Genomic DNA, 18,639 nt, shown 5'->3' on the forward strand with positions numbered 1-18,639 from the left:
GAGCCGGGCGCGGGCCGCGGCATAGATGTCCGGCGGCGTCGTCCAGTCGTTGGCCACGCCCACCACGGGGCGTCCGTCGACCTGCCCGCGGACAAAGCTGCCCCGCCACGCGCGATCGAAGATCGGGACCTCGTAGCGGACGAGCGCCGTCAGCTCACCGGCCATCCGCCGTCCGGACGCCAGCCGGTAGTCCACGGCCCGTCGGTCGCCCGGCGGATCGATGGCCATGTCGGCGAGGGCCTGGTCGCCGTCGGCCAGGGCCCAGCCGCCGCTCGCGCCGCGGGCCACGAGCAGGGTGGTCGCCGCCAGGCCCTCGCCCGCCAGCCAGCTGTAGTCGAAGGGCGCCTCGAAGCGAGCCGCCTCCTGCCGCTGCTCATGGAACTTGGCGGGGCCCGCGTGGCGCACGACGCGGCCGCCGACCTGGAACTCCGCCTCGAACCGGCCATAGACCTCGTCGCGGCCCTCCAGCACCTGGGCCGTCAGGGTGTGGGTGGGTGTGAACAGGCCCTCCAGCCGGCCGGCCACGGGCCCCGGCCCATGCGGCGCGGCGCGGCCCCGGTGCATCGGCAGCGCGGCGGCCAGCCGCACGCTCTCGAGCCCCGGCCCACGACCGGTGCGGATCAGGGCCGCCTCGGCCGGCGGAGCCCGGTAGGCCGCCGCCGGGCCGCCGGCCAGCCGCTCGGGGCCGCACGGCAGGTCGTGGCGCGTGAAGGCATAGAGCTCGCCGTCGTGCAGCAGGTGGCACCAGAGCCAGGTTACGCCCGGCTCCGGGAAGCGGCAGAAGCGCAGGGTCGCCGCGGTGCGCCCGTCCGGCGACACCGACATCACCATGGCCGACTCCGAATAGGTCGTGAGGCCGCGCACCGACATCTCCCGCGAAGTGGCCGCCCGCGCCGGCGCCGCCAGGCCCAGGGCGGGCAGGGCGGCGGCCACTGCGCGGCGGGTCGGGCCGCTCATGGCCGCTCCGAGGTCGGCGGGAAGGCCGGCCGCGGCTGGTCGTCCGGCACGCCCATTCGGCGGCGCAGTGCATCGACCGTCGCCTTGCCCGCGGCATAGGAGGTATCCGGCGGCGGCGGGGCCAGCACATGGACGGTCAGGAATTTCAGGCCGTCGCGCAGCCGGCCGGAGAGGCTGCGGCCCAGGTGGTCGGCGCCGTGGACCAGCCGGTATTCGTGCGCGATCTGGTGGTCCCACAGCACCCGGTGCAGGAACTCCACGCCTTCATCCAGGTGGAACATGTCGCGGTCGCCGACCTCGATATAGATCTGCAGGTCGTGGCTGAGGATCGCCGCGCGGTTGTCGATGGCCATGTTGGCCGGGTTGGCCTTCTTCCAGAAGCTCCGGTCCACCGGATTGCCGAAGATCGAGGCGAAGAAGGCGTCGTTGCGCTGGAAGCGGTTGCGCATCTTCACGTCCTCGAAGCTGAGCGCCGGCTCGATGCCGGCCTCCAGGGCGGCCAGCCCGCCGAACATCTCCGGATGGTCGAAGCCGAGCCGGAGCGAGCCCAGCCCGCCCATGGAGATGCCAGTCACCACCGTCTGCCGCCGGTCGGCGGACACGTGGAATCGCCGCCGCACGTCGGGGACGAGCTCCGAGACGATGAAGCTCTCCCATTTCTGCGAGCCGTCGCGGTAGTCCATGTAGAGCGAGCGGTGCGCATCGGGCGTGACGATCACCGCCGGTGGCAGCTCGCCCGCCGCCCAGGCCGCCTCGATCGTCGGGCGCATCCTCGCCAGGAAGCCGTTGTCGCCGTCGCCGCCGTGCAACAGCAGGACCAGCGGCAGCGGCCCGGTCTGCGCCTCATAGCCCGGCGGCAGCAGCACCGAATATTTGGCCGGCGAGGGCACGAGCCGGGTGGCGATCTCCACCGTCTCGAGCTTCGAGGCGGCCTGCGCCCAGGCCGCGGGTCCGGCCGCCAGCGCCAGGATCACGGCCGCCCAGGCCGCCAGCATCGTCCGCCCCATCGTCGCCTCCCATGCTTTGGGAGGAGGCTAGCACGGCCCCGCCCGGCCGCGCGATCAGCCCGCCGGCCGTCAGGCCGTCACCCCGAACAAGGCCCCGACGCCGGCCGTCGCGGCCAGCGCCAGCGCGCCCCACAGGGTCACCCGCGCCACGCCCTTCCACACGGAGGCTCCGCCGGTCCTCGCCCCGATGCCGCCCAGGATGGCCAGCACCACGATCGCCGTGACCGAGACCACGGGCGCGATGGAGGCCTTTGGCGAGAGCAGGGCGGCCAGCAGGGGCGCCGCCGCCCCGACCGAGAAGGTTAGCGCGGAGGTGAAGGCCGCCTGCACCGGCCGCGCCGCGGTGGCCTCGGAGATGCCCAGCTCGTCGCGGGCATGCGCCGCCAGCGCGTCCTTGGCCATCAGCTGGTCGGCCACCTGGCGGGCCAGCTCCAGCTCGACGCCTCGGGCCACATAGAGGCCAGCCAGCTCCTCGCGCTCGAACGCGGGCTTGCTGGCCAGCTCGGCCTTTTCGAGCGCCAGGTCGGCCTTCTCCGTATCGGCCTGGCTCGACACCGAGACATATTCGCCCGCGGCCATGGAGAAAGCCCCGGCCACCAGGGCCGCCACGCCGGCCAGCATCACCTCGTGCTTTCCCTGGGCGGCCGCGGCGACGCCGACCATCAGGGCCGCGGTGGAGACGATGCCGTCGTCGGCCCCCAGCACCGCGGCGCGCAGCCAGCCGATGCGATGGACCAGATGTCGTTCGGAGTGACGCGCCGCCATGGGTGGTTCTCCATCAGGCCTCGCCCCCGCCCGCGAGGCGAGAGGGGGAGAAACCCGCTCAGGCGTAACTCTGCAGCGGCCGCACTTCCAGCGGCGCCTGGGCCGTGACGACGATCGCCTGGGCCGCGGCCAGGGCGCCTGCCGTGGTGGTGAAATAGGGGATCTTCATCATCAGGGCCGAGCGGCGGATCTCGAAGCTGTCGACCAGCGACTGCTTGCCCTCGGTGGTGTTGAAGACCAGCTGCACCTCGCCGTTCTTCATGGCGTCGACGATGTGCGGACGGCCCTCCAGCACCTTCTTGATCGACTCGACCTTGATGCCCTGTTCGGCGAGGAATTTCGCCGTTCCCGAGGTCGCCAGGATCCTGAACCCGTGGTCGGCCAGGGTGCGGGTCGGCTCGGCGATCCAGTCCTTGTCGGCGTCCTTCACCGAAACGAAGACGCAACCCTTGGCGGGCAGATTGACCCCGCCGCCCAGTTGGGCCTTGGCGAAGGCGCGCGCGAACGCCGGAGCCGAGGTCTCGCCGGGCCGAATCCAGTCGAGGCCCATGACCTCGCCGGTCGAGCGCATCTCCGGCCCGAGCACGGTGTCGACGCCGGCGAAGCGGGCGAACGGGAACACCGCCTCCTTCACCGCCACGTGGTCGTAGGGAGCCTCCTTCAGCCCGAAGTCGGCAAGGCGCTTGCCCGCCATGACCTTGGCCGCGATGGCGGCGATCGGCTGGCCGATGGTCTTGGCCACGAACGGCACCGTGCGGCTGGCGCGCGGATTGACCTCGAGGACGAAGATCCGCGGCGTGGACGAGTGCGGCTCTTCGATCGCAAACTGCACGTTCATCAGCCCGCGTACCTGCAGCGCGCGCGCCATGGCCTCGGTCTGCACCTTCAGCTCGGCGATGGTCTCCGGCTTCAGCGAGAACGGCGGCAGCGAGCAGGCTGAGTCGCCGGAGTGCACGCCGGCCTCTTCGATGTGCTCCATGACCCCGCAGACGAACACCGTCTCGCCGTCGCACAGGGCGTCGACGTCCACCTCGGTGGCGCGGCTCAGGTACTGGTCGATCAGCACGGGCGAGTCGCCGGAGACCCGCACGGCGTCGCGCACGTAGCGGGCCAGCTGCTCGTCGTCGCGAATGATCTCCATGGCCCGGCCGCCCAGCACGTAGGAGGGCCGGATCACCACCGGATAGCCGACCCGGTGAGCCGCCTCGAAGGCCGCCTCGCTGGACCGCGCGATGGCGTTGACCGGCTGCTGGATCTTGAGCCGGTGCAGCAGCTGCTGGAACCGCTCGCGGTCCTCCGCCAGGTCGATGGCGTCGGGCGTGGTGCCCAGGATCGGGATGCCGGCGTCTTCCAGCGGCTTGGCCAGCTTCAGCGGCGTCTGGCCGCCGAACTGCACGATCACCCCCAGCAATTCGCCGCGGCTGCGCTCGACCTCGATCAGTTCGAGCACGTCCTCGGCCGTCAGCGGCTCGAAATAGAGCCGGTCGGAGGTGTCGTAGTCCGTCGAGACCGTCTCGGGGTTGCAGTTCACCATGATCGACTCCACGCCGATCTCATCGAGGGCGAAGGCGGCGTGGCAGCAGCAGTAGTCGAACTCGATCCCCTGGCCGATCCGGTTGGGCCCGCCGCCCAGGATGATCGCCTTCCTGCGGTCCGACGGCTCGCTCTCGCAGTCGGGCGCCTGGCCCAGCGCGCCGGTCTCATAGGTCGAATACATGTAGGGCGTCTCGGCCGCGAACTCGCCGGCGCAGGTGTCGATGCGCTTATATACCGGCCGCACGCCCAGGCCCCGGCGCTGTTCGCGGACGTCGGTTTCGGTGGTGCGGGTCAGGGTGGCCAGCCGCGCGTCGGAGAAGCCCTGCGCCTTCAGCCGGCGGAAGCCCTGGGCGTCCAGCGGCAAACCCTCGGCTACGATGCGGGCCTCCTCCCGCACCAGGGTCTCGATCTGGCGCAGGAACCACGGCTCGTAGGAACAGGCGGCGTGGATCTCGTCGCAGGTCAGCCCCTCGCGGAACGCCTGGGCGATGACCCGCAGCCGATCCGGCGTCGGCTTGCCGAGCGCGCGCAGGATCGCGGTGTGCGGCGCGTCCTCGCCGTCGTCGGGCTCGATCTCCATCTCGTCGAGCCCGGTCAGGCCGGTCTCCAGGCCGCGCAGCGCCTTCTGCAGGCTTTCGGCGAAGGTGCGGCCGATGGCCATCACCTCGCCCACCGACTTCATGGAGGTCGACAGCACCGCCTCGGCGCCCGGGTACTTCTCGAAAGCGAACCGCGGGATCTTGGTGACCACATAGTCGATGGAGGGCTCGAACGAGGCCGGGGTCGCCCCGGTGATGTCGTTCATCAGCTCGTCGAGCGTGTAGCCCACCGCCAGGCGCGCGGCGACCTTGGCGATCGGGAAGCCGGTGGCTTTGGATGCCAGCGCCGAGGACCGCGACACCCGCGGGTTCATCTCGATCACCACCATCCGCCCGTCCGCGGGATTGACCGCGAACTGCACGTTGGACCCGCCGGTCTCCACGCCGATCTCGCGCAGCACGGCGATCGAGGCCGTTCGCATGCGCTGATATTCCTTGTCGGTCAGCGTGAGCGCCGGGGCGACGGTGATCGAGTCGCCGGTATGCACACCCATCGGGTCGATGTTCTCGATGGAGCAGACGATGATGCAGTTGTCGGCCACGTCGCGGACCACCTCCATCTCGTACTCTTTCCAGCCGAGCACGCTCTCCTCGATAAGCACCTCGGTGGTCGGCGACAGATCGAGGCCGCGCTCGACGATCTCGCGGAACTCCTCGACGTTGTAGGCGATGCCGCCGCCGGTGCCGGCCAGCGTGAACGAGGGCCGGATGATCGCCGGCAGGCCCACCAGTTCCAGGCCCTGCTCGGCCTCCTCAAGCGTGTGCGCGGCCTTGGATTTCGGGCTCTCCAGCCCGATGGCGTCCATGGCGTTGCGGAATTTCTGGCGGTCCTCGGCCTTGTCGATCACCTCGGCCCGCGCGCCGATCATCTCGACGCCGTACTTGGCCAGCACCCCCATCTGCTCGAGGGCGAGGGCCGTATTCAGCGCCGTCTGCCCGCCCATGGTCGGCAGCAGGGCGTCAGGCCGCTCCTTCTCGATGATCTTGGCGACCATCTCGGGCGTGATCGGCTCGATATAGGTGGCGTCGGCGACGTTGGGGTCGGTCATGATCGTCGCCGGATTGGAGTTCACCAGCACGATCCGGTAGCCCTCGGCGCGCAGCGCCTTGCAGGCCTGGACGCCGGAATAATCGAACTCGCACGCCTGGCCGATGACGATCGGCCCCGCGCCGATGATCAGGATCGAGGAGATGTCGGTGCGTTTGGGCATGTCTCTCGCGCGCAAGGGCGAGGCGCGCGCCTCGCGCGCCCGCTGCCCCTTCAGAACTGCAGGTTAAGAGGTCCCATTAGAGAGCCTGATCCGCTCGCGCAAGCACGCTGTCTTGAGCGCGTAATTTCGCCCCAAGTCGCAACCAAATCGCGGTCTAGCCATATAAGACATGTGCCGGGCGGCGTTGCGGCCCAGCTGTTTGATTTTCCTTACGGAGAGCCTTCGTCCCATGACCCTCGCCGACAAGATTCCGACCATGAGCGACGAAGAGGTGGTCAACCTGTTGGCCAATGCGCGGCGGCTGTCGGATTCGGCCGACGAGAAGCAGAGGGCCGCGGCCCAGGACCTGCTGCCCGTCCTGGAAGGCGCCGCCGCCGAGCGCAAGGCTCGCCGCCTCGCCGCCGCCCAGGCCAAGCGCGCCGCCAAGCGCCCGAAGACGGTCGCGGCCTAGCGCCGCGCGGACGCATCGGGCAGGCTCGGGTCCATGATCCGAGCCCTCGCCCTTCTCGCCGCCCTCGTCACGGCCTCCGCGGCCGCGGCCCAGCCCGCCGCGGTCACCACGCCCCTGAAGTCGCTGGACGCCACCAGCGCCGGCCAGCCGATCGTCATGCCGGCCGGTCCCTTGCGGGTCACCGTCTCCGAAACGCTGATCCCCGCCCACGGGGCGCTGCCCGTGCACAAGCATCCGTACCCCCGCTACGTCTATGTGCTGGCCGGCCGGGTGCGGGTCACCAACCTGGTGACCGGCCAGGCCGCCGAGCTGAAGGCCGGCGACATGACCATCGACCCCATCGACCAGTGGCACAGGGCCGAGGCGCTCGGCGACGAGCCGGTCCGCCTGATCGCCATCGACCAGGCCCCCCCGGGCGCCCCCACCACCGTGCGGCGCGAGCCTTAAGGCCGCCTGCATCCGAAACCCGCGCGGGCCCGTATCCGTCACGCCCCAGCTACGCGAGACCGCCGTTGATCGCCGCCGACGCCCTGCCGCTGCTGATGTCCCGCATCGCCGACGGCGATCGCACGGCGCTCAAGCAACTCTACGAGGCCACCTCCGCGAAGCTATTTGGCGTCTGCCTGCGTATCCTCTCCGACCGCGAGGAGGCCGAGGACGTGTTGCAGGAGGTCTATGTCACCGTCTGGCGTCGCGCCGACCGCTTCGATGCGGGTCGCGCCGGGGTGATGACCTGGGTCTCGACCATCGCCCGCAACCGTTCGATCGACCGGCTACGCGCCCGCGGACCGCTGGCCCGCGCCGATCAGCTCGACGACCTGCAGATCGCCGACGGCGCCGCCAGCGCTGAAGCCTTGCTGGCCGCCGCCGACGACGCCGGCCGCCTTCGGGGTTGCCTCGGCGAACTCGACACGCGGACCCAGAGCGTCATCCGCACCGCCTTCTTCGAGGGTGTCACCTACGAGGCGCTGGCCCAGCGGATGGACGCCCCGCTCGGCACGGTGAAGAGCTGGATCCGCCGGGGCCTCGCCCGGCTGAAGGGATGCCTGGAGCGATGAGCCAAGGCCCCGACCTCTTGCCCGAAGACGAGGCGCTGGCCGCCGAGCATGCACTAGGCGTGCTGAGCGGCCCGGAGCGCGCGGCCGCCGAGGTCCGCATGGCCCGCGACCCGGCCTTCGCGGCGCAGGTGGAGGCCTGGCGCGCCCGGCTCGCGCCCCTGCTCGACGGCGTCGCCCCGGTCGCGCCGCCGGCCGACGGCTGGTCGCGGATCGAGCGCGCCCTGCCGGCCAACGACGACCGCGCTGTCCGCGTCTGGCGCCGGACGACGCTGGGCGCGCTCAGCCTCGCTGCCGCCAGCCTGGCGCTCACCGTCGTGCTCGCCACCCGCCCGCCGGTCGTCTTATCTCCGGCCGCCCCAGCCCCGATCCTCAACGCCAGCCTCACCGGCCAGGCGGACGGCGCGCCGCTGTTCGTCGCCGCTTACGATCCGGCCCGCAAGGCGCTGATCGTCACTTCGCTCGTCCAGCCGGGCAAAGACCCCGTGCACGTCCACGAGCTCTGGCTGATCCCGGCCGATGGCCGGCCGCGCGCGCTGGGCTACATCGCGCCGGGGACCTCGAAGTCGATGCCCATGCCGGCCCCCATGCTGCCGCTCATCCGCCAGGGCGCGGCCATCGCCGTCTCCGTCGAGCCCCCCGGCGGCTCGACCAAGCCCGACGGCCCATCCGGCCCCATCGCCGCGCTCGGCAAGCTCAGCCAGATCTAATTCCGGGCGGCCTGCATCCGGCGCGTCCACGCCTGCGTACCTTCGCCGTCGCCGATCAAGGGGGCGACGGGAATTCGAAGGAACCTACCCATGCCTCGCAAGCTCTTCACGGCCGCGGCCGCCGGCCTCGCCATCGCCTTTGCCGCTGGCGGCCTCGCCTCGGCCCAGATGGCCGCCATGGCCCACAAGGAAAAGACCGTCCAGGTGGGCGGCGCGCCCATGTATCCGTCCAAGAACATCGTCCAGAACGCGGTCAATTCGAAGGACCACACCACGCTTGTCGCCGCCGTGAAGGCCGCGGGCCTGGTCGATACCCTCTCGAGCCCCGGCCCGTTCACCGTCTTCGCGCCCACCAACGAGGCCTTCGCCAAGCTGCCGGCCGGCACGGTGGAGACCCTGGTGAAGCCCGAGAACAAGGCCACCCTGACCAAGATCCTCACCTATCACGTGGTGGCCGGCCGCATGTCGTCCGCCGACCTGATGGCCAAGGCCCGCATGGGCGGCGACCTGACCACCGTCGAGGGCGAGACGCTCAAGGTCAGCGCCAAGAACGGCGCCGTCTGGCTGACCGACTCCAAGGGCGGCATGTCCAAGGTGACCATCGCCAACGTCAACCAGTCCAACGGCGTCATCCACGTCGTCGACACGGTGCTGATGCCGTAGGCGGGGAGCCTCGAGACACGAAATCCGTGGTTCAAATTGAAAGGGCGGCCCGAACGGGTCGCCCTTTTCTGCGCGCGTCTGCGTTTTCTGCGGTTCCTACCCCTTCGCCGCGTCCATGAAGCCGGCGAAGCGTTCGAAGAGGTAGAGCGAATCCGTCGGCCCCGGCGAGGCCTCGGGGTGGTGCTGGATCGAGAACACCGGCCGGTCCTTCAGCGCGATGCCCGCGTTGGTGCCGTCGAACAGCGACACATGGGTCTCCACCACCGGCGCCGGCAGGCTGTCGCGGTCCACCGTGAAGCCGTGGTTCATGGAGACGATCTCCACCTTGCCGGTGGTCAGGTCCTTCACCGGATGGTTCGCCCCGTGGTGGCCCTGGTCCATCTTCACGGTCTTGGCCCCGAGCGCCAGCGACAGCATCTGGTGGCCCAGGCAGATGCCGAACACCGGCGTCCCGCTCTCGATCAGCTTGGTGATCTCCGGCACGGCATATTCGCCGGTCGCGGCAGGGTCGCCCGGGCCGTTCGACAGCAGCACCCCGTCGGGCTTGCGCGCCAGGATGTCCGCCGCCGACGTGGAGGCCGGCACCACCGTCGCCCGCGCGCCGACGCTGGCCAGCGCGCGCAGGATGTTGCGCTTCACCCCATAGTCGACGACCACCACCTCGTACTTCGGCTTGCCCGGTTTCTCATAGCCCTCGCCCCAGGCCCACAGGCCCTCGTCCCACACGAACGGCTGCAGGCACGAGGCGTCCTTGGCGAGGTCCAGGCCCTCCAGCCCCGACCAGGCCTTGGCCTTGGCGATCAGGGCGTCGAGGTCGAATTTCCCCTCGGGGCTATGCGCGATCACGCCATGCGGCATGCCCTGCTCGCGGATCGCCCGGGTCAGCGCCCGGGTGTCGACGCCGGCCAGGCCGATGACCCCGCGCCGCGCCATCCAGGTCGCAAGGTCGCTGTCGGCCCGCCAGCTCGCCGGCTGGGTCGGCAGGTCGCGGAAGATCGCCCCGCGCGCCGCCGTGGTCGCCGAGCCGGAGACCTGCTCCAGGTCTTCCAGATTGGTCCCCACATTGCCCACGTGCGGGAAGGTGAAGGTGACGATCTGGGCCATGTAGGACGGGTCCGTCAGGATCTCCTGATAGCCGGTCATGGCGGTGTTGAAGCAGACCTCGCCCACCGCGTCGCCCACCGCGCCCACGCCCAGGCCCTGCAGCACCGTCCCGTCGGCCAGCGCCAGCACGCCGGTGACGCCGGGCAGCAGATCACGGCTCATGGGCTTGGCTCCTTGGGATCGGGGATGTCGGCGCGTCCGCGCAAACGGTCGCGTAGGTAGTGAGTCGCGTTAACTCGGTCAATGCGGCTAGCTTACCGCGAACGCGGGAGGCGCAGCATGGCTGGACCCTACATCGATCCGGACCGGGCGGCCTGGGCGATCTTCAAATCCCTGCCCAAGGACCAGCCGATCCACATGCTCAACCTGATCAGGCTGAAGCCCAGGGCCGAATATCCGCCGGACCATCCCGACCACGGCCGCGACCTCACCGGTCTCGACGCCTACCGCGCCTATGGCCGGACCTCGGGGCCGATCTTCGCCCGCGTCGGCGGCCGCCAGGTGTGGGCCGGCAAGCCCAACGCCATGGTCACCGGGCCGCAGGACGCCGAACAGTGGGACCTCGCCTTCATCGCCGAATATCCCGACGCCAAGGCCTTCATCGAGATGGTCCGCGATCCAGACTACCGCGAGCACGTCAAGCACCGCACGGCGGGCGTGGCCGACTCCCGCCTGCTCTGCCTCAGCCCCGTCACCCCCGGCGACACCTTCGGCGAATAGCAAAGGAGAACCCCATGCTCGTCCTGCGCCCCAACTGCGAATGCTGCGACCGCGACCTCGCCGCCGACAGCCCCGACGCGCGCATCTGCAGCTATGAGTGCACCTTCTGCGCCGACTGCGTGGAGACCCGGCTGGGCGGCCGCTGCCCCAACTGCGGCGGTGACTTCGTTCCCCGCCCGATCCGCCCGGCGCACCTGCTCGCGAAGAACCCGGCCTCCACCGAACGCGTCACCAAGCCCCACGCCGCCTGCGCCGCCGCCTAGGCTGAAGCCGCGGGCGCCGCTATGACCGCCCCATGCGCATCACCACGGTCGGCTTGGACGCCGACGACACCCTCTGGCACAACGAGAGCATCTTCCGGCTGACGCAGGATCGCTTCCGCGCCCTGATGGCGGAGGTCGCAGCCCCCGAAGTGCTCGACGCCAAGCTCGCCGAGGTGGAGCGCCGCAACCTTTCCCTCTACGGCTACGGCGTGAAGGGCTTCACGCTCTCGATGATCGAGACCGCCATGGAGGTCACCGGCAACCAGGCGCCGTCGCCGATCGTCGCCGAGATCCTGGCCGCCGGGCGCGACATGCTGGCCCATCCGGTGGAGGCCCTGCCGGGCGTGGAGGCGGCCCTCGCCGACCTTGCGGCCGACTACCGCCTGGTGCTGATCACCAAGGGCGACCTCCTCCACCAGGAACAGAAGCTCGCGGCCTCGGGCCTCGGCGACCTGTTCGCCGCCGTCGAGATCGCCTCGGAGAAGGACGCCGCCACCTACGAACGGGTCTTCGCCCGCCACGGCGACGGCGCGGCCCGCGCCGCCATGTGCGGCAACTCCCTCCGCTCCGACGTTATCCCGGCGCTGGAGGCCGGCTGCTACGCCGCCCACGTCCCCTACCACCTCACCTGGGCCCACGAGCTCGCCGAGCCCCCCGTGGGCCATGCGAAATTCGCGGAGCTCGCGTCCATCTCGGAGCTGCCGGCGTGGGTGAGGGGGCTGGGCTAAGAACCGCGCATCCCTGCGAAGGCGAGGGCCCAAGCCGAGTCGAACCCACGACAACGCCACGCCGCTTGATTCCCACGTTCGCGGGGACGAGCGGCGGACGAGGCCCCTCGCGGCCGAGCGGCTTGCGTCCGCCGGGTGGGCGCCCCAGAACCGGGCTCTCGGCTCGGAGACCCGTTTGACCCGCATCGTCTATGGCATCTACTGCGCCGGGGGGCTGCAGGGCGGGCACAAGATGATCCTGCGTCACGTCGAGACGCTGCGCGATCTCGGCTTCGACGCCGTTGCCTACACCGGCGAACGCAACACCATCCCCACCTGGTTCGATCACCGCGCGCCGATCATCGTCGGCGACAACGTCCGGCCAGGTCACGATATCTTCGTCCTCCCGGACGACGCCTTCCTGGCGCTGAAGACGCTGGCCACGGCGCCGATCCGCACCCTGGTCATGGTCCAGAACCACTTCAACTACGCGGCCGTGTCGCTGGAGCCCATGCGCGCCTTCCCGGCGGACCGGTTCCCCACCTTCCTCGCTGTCGGCCCCACCGTCGCGGCCCTGCTTCGCCGGCTCTATCCCATGGCCGACGTGCGAAACGTCCGCTGCTTCGCCGACGAGCGGCTGTTCCGTCCCCGCGAAAAGGCCGGCCACAGCGTCGCCGTCGCGCCGCGCAAGCGGCCGCAGGAGGCGCTCGCCATCGGCCATCTGTTTCGCAGGCTCCACCCCGCCCACGCCGACCTCGCCTGGCGCATGCTGGAGGACCTGCGGGAGCCGCAGGTCGCGGAGGCCTACGCGGCCTCCACCCTGGCGCTCAGCCTCAGTCACCTGGAGGGCGTCGGCATGACCACGCTGGAGGCCATGGCGTCGGGCTGCCTGTGCGCCGGCTTCACCGGCATCGGCGGGCGTGACTACGCCACACCTGACAACGGCTTCTGGGTCGACGAGGACGACGACCTCGCCGCCGCCGACGCGCTCGCCCGCGCCGCGGACCTCGCCAAGGCGGGCGGACCCGCGCTGAAGCGCCGGGTGGACGCCGGCTTCGAGACCGCGCGCCAGTGGTCCTATGCCGCCTTCCGCGCCGAGCTCGAGGCGCTCTGGATGGACCTCGCGCCCGAAGCGCGGCTGCGCAACGGCCCGCTGGATTGAGCCGGGCCATGCGCAGGATCGTCTATTGCTTCTATTCCGGCGGTGGCCTGGTGGGCGGCCACAAGATGATCCTGCGCCACGTGGAGACCCTGCGCGACCTGGGCTTCGACGCCGTCGCCTACACCGGCAAGACCAACACCATCCCGGCCTGGTTCGAGCATCGGGCGCCGATCGTGGTCGCCGGCCCGGTCAACCCGGCGCGCGACCAGCTCGTCCTGCCTGACGACGCGGTCAACACCATGCGCCAGATGTCGGCCACCGGGCATCGCCCGGTGATCTTCGTCCAGAATCACTACGCCTTCGCCGCGGGCCCGATGGAGATGGTCGATCTCTATCCGCCGCAGCGCGCGCCGCACTTCCTGGGCGTCAGCGAGGCCATCGGCGGCATGCTGCGCCGGCTCTATCCGCAGGCGACCGTCGAGATCGTGCCGGCCTTCGCCGACGAGCGGGTCTTCCGCCCCGCCGCCGCCAAGGGCCCCGGCGTCGCCGCCTCGCCGCGCAAGCGACCGCTGGAGGCCGACGTCATCCGCAACCTGCTGGGCGCCCTGCATTCCCGCCACGCCGAGCTGCCCTGGCGCATCCTCAAGGACGCCAGCGAGCGGGAGACCGCCCAGGCGTTCGGCGAGGCCAGCCTGTTCCTCAGCCTCAGCCGGCTCGAGGGGCTTGGCATGACGCCGCTGGAGGCCATGGCGTCGGGCTGCGTCTGCGCGGGCTTCACCGGCGTCGCCGGGCGCGACTACGCCACCGCCGACAACGGCTTCTGGGTGGGGGAAAACGATTGCGAGGCCGCCACCGAGGCCCTGGCCCAGGCGGCCGACCTGGTCGCCGCCGGGGGCGCGCCGCTGAACCACCATCTGGACGCCGGTTTCGAGACCGCGCGGACCTGGTCCTACGCCGCGTTCCGCGAGGGCCTGGAGGAAACCTGGATGCGCCTCGCCCCCGACGCGCGGATCAGGAACGGTCCGCTGGATTGACCTTCAGCTGAGCGGGGGGCTCAGGCGACCTTGCGGCCCGGGCCGTCGGCGAAAGCGCGGCGCAGGTGGCTTGCGCCCCGGCGGGCTGCGGCCAGCAGGGCGGTCGCCATGACGATGGCGAAGATGCCGAACCAGAACATGTCGCGCGTCCAGGTCTGCTGCGCCTGATGATGCACGGCGTCGTCGCCCGAGCGGCTGCCCAGGAGCGCGGTGACGCCGAAATAGTCGAGGCAGCCGAGCGCCGCCCAGGTGAGCGCCAAGGCGCCTGCAACACGAATCCACATGATCATGGCGCCCCCCTAAACTGGCGCTTCAGAAGCCCAAACATCGCATTTCTCGGCCGCCCGGGTCAAATCCGACTGTCGCCGCGCGGATGCCGCACTAGTCATCCGCCGCCGGCTGGCCGCATATAGGAAGCTTCCGGGGGCTTCGAAACAGTGCGCTTCGACGAGCGGTTTCTCGACGAGATCAAGTCGCGGCTTCGGCCGTCCGAGGTGATCGGCCGCACGGTCAAGCTGCGCAAGCAGGGCCGCGAGTACGTCGGCCTGTCGCCCTTCACCAAGGAGAAGACGCCCTCCTTCTACGTCAACGACGACAAGGGCCAGTTCTTCGACTTCTCCTCGGGCAAGACCGGCGACCTGATCTCATTCCTGCAGGAGACCGAACGGCTGTCCTTCGTCGAGGCCGTCGAGCGTCTGGCCGCCGAGGCCGGCGTCCCGCTGCCCGCCGTCGACCCGCGCGCCGCCGAGCAGGAGACCAAACGCCAGGGCCTCATGGACTGGCTGGAGCTCGCCGCCCAGTGGTTCGAGGCCGAGCTGAAGCGGCCCGCCGGCCGCGAGGCCCGCGCCTACCTCGAAAAGCGCGGCCTGCCAGAGGCGGAGTGGCCCCGCTTCCGCCTGGGCTTCTCGCCCTCGGGCCGCACGGCGCTGAAGGACTACCTCGTCGCCAAGGGCGCGCGCCCGGCCGAGCTGGTCGACACCGGCCTGCTGATCGCGCCGGAGGAGGGCGGGGCGCCCTACGACCGGTTCCGCGACCGGATCATCTTCCCGATCCTCGACGCGCGGGGCCGGGTGATCTCGTTCGGCGGCCGGGCCATGGATCCGCAGGCCCGCGCCAAATACCTCAACGGCCCCGAGACCACCGCCTTCCACAAGGGCCACCAGCTCTACGGCCTTTCCGAAGCCCGCAAGATGCTGGCCGCCGCGCCGGCCGGGGAGGAGCCGCCGCTGGTGGTGGTCGAAGGCTACATGGACGTCATCGCCTGCCTGCGCGCCGGCCTGCCGGCCGTGGCCCCCATGGGCACGGCGCTCGGCGAGGAGCAGATGGAGGTGCTCTGGCGCCACCATCCCGAACCCACCCTCAGCTTCGACGGCGACCGCGCCGGCCGCCAGGCCGCGGCGCGGACCATCGACCGGGCGCTGCCGCTGCTGACGCCCGGCAGGAGCTTCAGGTTCGCCATCGTCGAGGGGGGCAAGGACCCCGACGAGGTGCTGCGCGAGCAGGGCCCCGCCGCCCTGAAGGCCCAGCTCACCCGGACCACCCCCTTCGTCGAGGCCCTGTTCGCCCGCGAGCGCGACCTCGAGGACCTCGACACGCCGGAGCGCCGCACCTCCCTGAAGGTCCGCCTGCGCAAGGTCGCCGCCCTGATCGCCGACAAGGATCTGGCCCAGGCCTACAAGGAGGACTTGCTCGGCCGCTACGAGCAGCTCTGGCCGACTCGCGAGCCCGTCTACACCGTGGGCGCCGCGGCCCGCGAGCTGTCGCGGCGGCGCTGGGACGGCAAGCGCGGCGGCCCACTGGCGCGCTCCACCGCCGAGGGCCGGGAGGCCGCCGAGCGCCTGCGCGGCTCGGCCCGGCCGCTCGCCGCGGCGCTCGCACTGGCGGCCCTGCAGGACCCCTCGCTGATCGACGACAAGATCGAACTGGTCGGCGCCCGCGGTTTCGGCGACGAGAAGCTCGACGCGCTCGCCCATGAACTGGTCCTGCTACGCTACGAGGCCGAGAGCCTCGACTATGACGCCGCCCTGCGCCGCCTGAAGGCCCGCGGCCTCGACGAGGCCCTGATCGCGCGGCTTTCGAAGGATGCCGGGCGGGCCGGCGTCTCGGCGCCCTTCCTCGACCCCCATGCCGCCCGCGACCATGCGCGCGCCCTCTGGCGGCAGGCCTTCGACCTCCTGATGAACCTGGAAAGCCTGGAGCGCGCCGTCGAGGCGGCCGCCCGCGACCTGCCCCGCGACCAGGATAGCTCCACCCTCATCGCGCTGAAGTCCGAACGCGACCAGCTGCGCCGACTCATCAACTCCGACTGGGCCCATCCCGAGGAAGCCGCCCAGCCCGTCCTGCCGCACTGATCGGGGTGCGACAAAATGGCCCAAACTTTTCAAGGCCTTGGGTTTTTGCACCGCCGCGCCGAAAACCCCGGCCGTCGCGCCCTTGACACGGAGGCGCCCCCACGCCATCTGCACGCTGCGGATTTAGCGCGCTGTTGATAGACATCCCTGGGCCGTCGCGCACGTCGGACGCGCCCCTCTTCTAGAGCCAGATGTCTCCCTCGATGCGCGGAAGTCCCAGTGGTCGCGGCCGCTCGCCGATCCGGTTCCGGATGGCGGCGCTGGTTGACGCCGTTTTCGGTGTCCCGGCGCGCAACGGGCAGGGCGCGGCGCACTGAGGCGTCATGAGGGCGCGATCAGAACGGGAACATCTGGGGGGCGAGACGGGTCGTACTGTCGCGGCCCCTCGTCTGTTGCGCACCCGCCACCATTTACGGCCCGCCCTTTGCACAAGCGGCGGACCCGACCGGAGACCTTGATGAGCACCACCACGGCCGAAACCGAAACGCCAGAGACCCAGGGCGGAGACGGCCCGCTCCTCGACCTCACCGATGCGGCGGTCAAGAAGTTCATCAAGCAGGCCAAGGCCCGCGGCTACGTCACCATGGACGAGCTGAACAAGGTCCTGCCGTCCGAGGAGGTCACCTCCGAGGCGATCGAGGATACCTTGGCGATGCTCAACGAGATGGGCGTCAACGTCGTGGAGTCCGAGGAGGACGCCGACGGCGGCGAGGTGGCGGTCCGCGAGGAGACCGCCCTGGTCGAGACGGCCAAGGAGCCGGCCTACGACCGCACCGACGATCCGGTCCGCATGTACCTGCGCGAGATGGGCTCGGTGGAGCTGCTCTCCCGCGAGGGCGAGATCGCCATCGCCAAGCGCATCGAGGCCGGCCGCGACACCATGATCCGCGGCCTGTGCGAGAGCGCGCTCACCTTCGAGGCCATCATGGTCTGGCGCGAGGAGCTGGCCTCGGGCCGCATCCTGCTGCGCGAAGTGATCGACCTCGAACAGACCTACGGCGGCCAGATGGCCGACGCCAATGAGATCGCCGCCGTCGAGCCGGTGATCGAGGCCGCCGAGGAAAAGGAAGAGACCGAAGCCGTCGAAGGCCAGCCCGAGGGCGAGAGCGACGACGACTTCGACGACGGCGCGGGCCCCACCATCAGCGCCATGGAAGCCGAGCTGCGCGAAGGCGTCATGGCCGTCCTCGACGCCATCGCCGGCGAGTTCGAAGCCTTCCGACTGCTGCAGGAGAAGCTGGTCCTGCAGAAGCTGCAGGGCCAGGACCTGACCGACAAGGACCGCAAGGCCTACGACGCGGCCACCAGCGCCATCGTCCAGCACCTGAAGACCCTGAAGCTCAACAACAACCGCATCGAGGCCCTGGTCGAGCAGCTCTACGCGATCAACAAGCGCCTGATGGGCCTCGAAGGCCGCCTGCTGCGCCTGTCGGACAGCTACGGCATCAGCCGCACCGAGTTCCTCAAGGCCTATCTCGGCTCCGAGATGCGTCCGGACTGGCACGTGCAGGTCAAGACGCTCGGCATCCGCTGGACCAAGTTCGCCGATAACGACCGCAGCCAGATCGACGACATCCGTTCCGAGATCGCCGCCCTGGCGCAGGAAACCGGCGTCGCCATCGACGACTTCCGCCGCATCGTCCACACCGTCCAGAAGGGCGAGCGGGAGGCCCGCCAGGCGAAGAAGGAAATGGTCGAGGCCAACCTGCGCCTGGTGATCTCCATCGCCAAGAAATACACCAACCGCGGCCTGCAGTTCCTGGACCTGATCCAGGAGGGCAACATCGGCCTGATGAAGGCGGTCGATAAGTTCGAGTACCGCCGGGGCTACAAGTTCTCCACCTACGCCACCTGGTGGATCCGCCAGGCGATCACCCGCTCGATCGCCGACCAGGCCCGCACCATCCGCATCCCGGTGCACATGATCGAGACGATCAACAAGATCGTCCGCACCTCGCGCCAGATGCTGCACGAGATCGGCCGCGAGCCGACGCCGGAGGAACTGGCCGAAAAGCTCGCCATGCCGCTCGAGAAGGTCCGCAAGGTCCTGAAGATCGCCAAGGAGCCGATCTCCCTCGAGACGCCCATCGGCGACGAGGAAGACAGCCACCTGGGCGACTTCATCGAGGACAAGAACGCCATCTTGCCGATCGATGCGGCCATCCAGTCGAACCTGCGCGAGACAACGACCCGCGTGCTTGCCTCGCTGACGCCGCGCGAGGAGCGCGTGCTGCGCATGCGCTTCGGCATCGGCATGAACACCGACCACACCCTCGAGGAAGTCGGCCAGCAGTTCAGCGTCACCCGCGAACGCATCCGCCAGATCGAAGCCAAGGCGCTGCGCAAGCTGAAGCACCCGTCCCGCTCGCGGAAGCTCCGCAGCTTCCTCGACAGCTGACGACGT

At 70.3% G+C, this 18,639-nt stretch carries 18 protein-coding genes; 12 read left to right on the forward strand and 6 right to left on the reverse strand.

Translation table 11 applies throughout. The features are described 5' to 3' along the window. From VGT80_RS04715 to carB, 4 genes are all read right to left on the reverse strand, one after another. On the reverse strand, positions 1–957 hold a 957-nt coding region (locus tag VGT80_RS04715), incomplete at its 3' end, for a hypothetical protein (RefSeq protein WP_327453351.1). After that, entirely contained in the window at positions 954–1,964 is a 1,011-nt protein-coding gene (locus VGT80_RS04720; protein ID WP_327453353.1) for an alpha/beta hydrolase, read from the reverse strand. The genes VGT80_RS04715 and VGT80_RS04720, both read right to left, overlap by 4 nt. 69 nt (positions 1,965–2,033) lie before the next feature. Next, positions 2,034–2,729, reverse strand: coding sequence for a VIT family protein (locus VGT80_RS04725; RefSeq protein ID WP_327453355.1), 696 nt, complete (start codon positions 2,727–2,729; stop codon positions 2,034–2,036). A gap of 58 nt (positions 2,730–2,787) precedes the next feature. After that, entirely contained in the window at positions 2,788–6,075 is a 3,288-nt protein-coding gene (gene carB / locus VGT80_RS04730; RefSeq protein WP_327453357.1) for a carbamoyl-phosphate synthase large subunit, read from the reverse strand. Between the two features lie 229 nt (positions 6,076–6,304). Between carB and VGT80_RS04735 the strand changes: the two genes are divergently transcribed. From VGT80_RS04735 to VGT80_RS04755, 5 genes are all read left to right on the forward strand, one after another. Beyond that, positions 6,305–6,526 carry a hypothetical protein gene (locus VGT80_RS04735; protein ID WP_327453359.1) on the forward strand — a complete coding sequence of 74 codons (222 nt, stop codon included), beginning with the start codon at positions 6,305–6,307 and terminating at the stop codon, positions 6,524–6,526. Positions 6,527–6,559: 33 nt separating this feature from the next. Continuing rightward, positions 6,560–6,973 carry a cupin domain-containing protein gene (locus VGT80_RS04740; protein ID WP_327453360.1) on the forward strand — a complete coding sequence of 138 codons (414 nt, stop codon included), beginning with the start codon at positions 6,560–6,562 and terminating at the stop codon, positions 6,971–6,973. Between the two features lie 65 nt (positions 6,974–7,038). Further along, positions 7,039–7,584 (forward strand): sigma-70 family RNA polymerase sigma factor, encoded by a 546-nt coding sequence (locus VGT80_RS04745; protein ID WP_327453362.1) that lies wholly within the window; start codon positions 7,039–7,041, stop codon positions 7,582–7,584. Next, on the forward strand, positions 7,581–8,291 hold the full coding sequence (locus VGT80_RS04750) for an anti-sigma factor (RefSeq protein WP_327453364.1): 711 nt from the start codon (positions 7,581–7,583) through the stop codon (positions 8,289–8,291). Before VGT80_RS04745 ends, VGT80_RS04750 begins: the two co-directional genes overlap by 4 nt. Before the next feature lie 90 nt (positions 8,292–8,381). Further along, positions 8,382–8,954 (forward strand): fasciclin domain-containing protein, encoded by a 573-nt coding sequence (locus VGT80_RS04755; protein WP_327453366.1) that lies wholly within the window; start codon positions 8,382–8,384, stop codon positions 8,952–8,954. Positions 8,955–9,050: 96 nt separating this feature from the next. Here VGT80_RS04755 and carA read toward each other — a convergent pair whose 3' ends face one another. Next, a complete protein-coding gene (carA, locus tag VGT80_RS04760) occupies positions 9,051–10,220 on the reverse strand; it encodes a glutamine-hydrolyzing carbamoyl-phosphate synthase small subunit (RefSeq protein ID WP_327453368.1) in 1,170 nt (389 codons plus the stop codon). Positions 10,221–10,337: 117 nt separating this feature from the next. Here carA and VGT80_RS04765 point away from each other — a divergent pair, with 117 nt between their 5' ends. The 5 genes from VGT80_RS04765 to VGT80_RS04785 all read left to right on the forward strand — a co-directional run bounded on the left by VGT80_RS04765 (position 10,338) and on the right by VGT80_RS04785 (position 13,884). After that, the gene (locus tag VGT80_RS04765) at positions 10,338–10,778 is read left to right on the forward strand and encodes a DUF1330 domain-containing protein (RefSeq protein ID WP_327453370.1); all 441 of its coding nucleotides are present in this window, start codon (positions 10,338–10,340) and stop codon (positions 10,776–10,778) included. Between the two features lie 14 nt (positions 10,779–10,792). Continuing rightward, positions 10,793–11,041: a DUF1272 domain-containing protein gene (locus VGT80_RS04770; RefSeq protein ID WP_327453372.1), complete on the forward strand. Its 249-nt coding sequence runs from the start codon at positions 10,793–10,795 to the stop codon at positions 11,039–11,041. 32 nt (positions 11,042–11,073) lie between these two features. Next, the gene (locus tag VGT80_RS04775) at positions 11,074–11,769 is read left to right on the forward strand and encodes an HAD family hydrolase (protein ID WP_327453374.1); all 696 of its coding nucleotides are present in this window, start codon (positions 11,074–11,076) and stop codon (positions 11,767–11,769) included. Between the two features lie 175 nt (positions 11,770–11,944). After that, positions 11,945–12,910 (forward strand): glycosyltransferase, encoded by a 966-nt coding sequence (locus tag VGT80_RS04780; RefSeq protein WP_327453376.1) that lies wholly within the window; start codon positions 11,945–11,947, stop codon positions 12,908–12,910. 8 nt (positions 12,911–12,918) lie between these two features. Then, complete coding sequence (locus tag VGT80_RS04785) at positions 12,919–13,884, forward strand: glycosyltransferase (RefSeq protein WP_327453378.1); 966 nt, start codon at positions 12,919–12,921, stop codon at positions 13,882–13,884. 20 nt (positions 13,885–13,904) lie between these two features. Here VGT80_RS04785 and VGT80_RS04790 read toward each other — a convergent pair whose 3' ends face one another. Beyond that, a complete protein-coding gene (locus VGT80_RS04790) occupies positions 13,905–14,174 on the reverse strand; it encodes a hypothetical protein (RefSeq protein WP_327453380.1) in 270 nt (89 codons plus the stop codon). A gap of 147 nt (positions 14,175–14,321) precedes the next feature. Between VGT80_RS04790 and dnaG the strand changes: the two genes are divergently transcribed. Together dnaG and rpoD are read left to right on the forward strand one after the other, a co-directional pair. Then, a complete protein-coding gene (dnaG, locus tag VGT80_RS04795; protein WP_327453382.1) occupies positions 14,322–16,235 on the forward strand; it encodes a DNA primase in 1,914 nt (637 codons plus the stop codon). Between the two features lie 457 nt (positions 16,236–16,692). Beyond that, complete coding sequence (gene rpoD / locus VGT80_RS04800; RefSeq protein ID WP_414693893.1) at positions 16,693–18,633, forward strand: RNA polymerase sigma factor RpoD; 1,941 nt, start codon at positions 16,693–16,695, stop codon at positions 18,631–18,633. Positions 18,634–18,639 lie beyond the last annotated feature (6 nt).

The organism is Phenylobacterium sp., assembly GCF_035944335.1.
Lineage (GTDB): Bacteria > Pseudomonadota > Alphaproteobacteria > Caulobacterales > Caulobacteraceae > Phenylobacterium.

Excerpts from the sequence above, each read along its gene's own strand:
- VGT80_RS04720 (WP_327453353.1), bottom strand. The coding sequence starts at position 1,964 with ATGGGGCGGACGATGCTGGCGGCCTGGGCGGCCGTGATCCTGGCGCTG.
- VGT80_RS04725 (WP_327453355.1), bottom strand. The coding sequence starts at position 2,729 with ATGGCGGCGCGTCACTCCGAACGACATCTGGTCCATCGCATCGGCTGG.
- carB (WP_327453357.1), bottom strand. The coding sequence starts at position 6,075 with ATGCCCAAACGCACCGACATCTCCTCGATCCTGATCATCGGCGCGGGG.
- VGT80_RS04735 (WP_327453359.1), top strand. The coding sequence starts at position 6,305 with ATGACCCTCGCCGACAAGATTCCGACCATGAGCGACGAAGAGGTGGTC.
- VGT80_RS04740 (WP_327453360.1), top strand. The coding sequence starts at position 6,560 with ATGATCCGAGCCCTCGCCCTTCTCGCCGCCCTCGTCACGGCCTCCGCG.
- VGT80_RS04750 (WP_327453364.1), top strand. The coding sequence starts at position 7,581 with ATGAGCCAAGGCCCCGACCTCTTGCCCGAAGACGAGGCGCTGGCCGCC.
- VGT80_RS04755 (WP_327453366.1), top strand. The coding sequence starts at position 8,382 with ATGCCTCGCAAGCTCTTCACGGCCGCGGCCGCCGGCCTCGCCATCGCC.
- carA (WP_327453368.1), bottom strand. The coding sequence starts at position 10,220 with ATGAGCCGTGATCTGCTGCCCGGCGTCACCGGCGTGCTGGCGCTGGCC.
- VGT80_RS04765 (WP_327453370.1), top strand. The coding sequence starts at position 10,338 with ATGGCTGGACCCTACATCGATCCGGACCGGGCGGCCTGGGCGATCTTC.
- VGT80_RS04770 (WP_327453372.1), top strand. The coding sequence starts at position 10,793 with ATGCTCGTCCTGCGCCCCAACTGCGAATGCTGCGACCGCGACCTCGCC.
- VGT80_RS04775 (WP_327453374.1), top strand. The coding sequence starts at position 11,074 with ATGCGCATCACCACGGTCGGCTTGGACGCCGACGACACCCTCTGGCAC.
- VGT80_RS04785 (WP_327453378.1), top strand. The coding sequence starts at position 12,919 with ATGCGCAGGATCGTCTATTGCTTCTATTCCGGCGGTGGCCTGGTGGGC.
- VGT80_RS04790 (WP_327453380.1), bottom strand. The coding sequence starts at position 14,174 with ATGATCATGTGGATTCGTGTTGCAGGCGCCTTGGCGCTCACCTGGGCG.
- rpoD (WP_414693893.1), top strand. The coding sequence starts at position 16,693 with ATGAGCACCACCACGGCCGAAACCGAAACGCCAGAGACCCAGGGCGGA.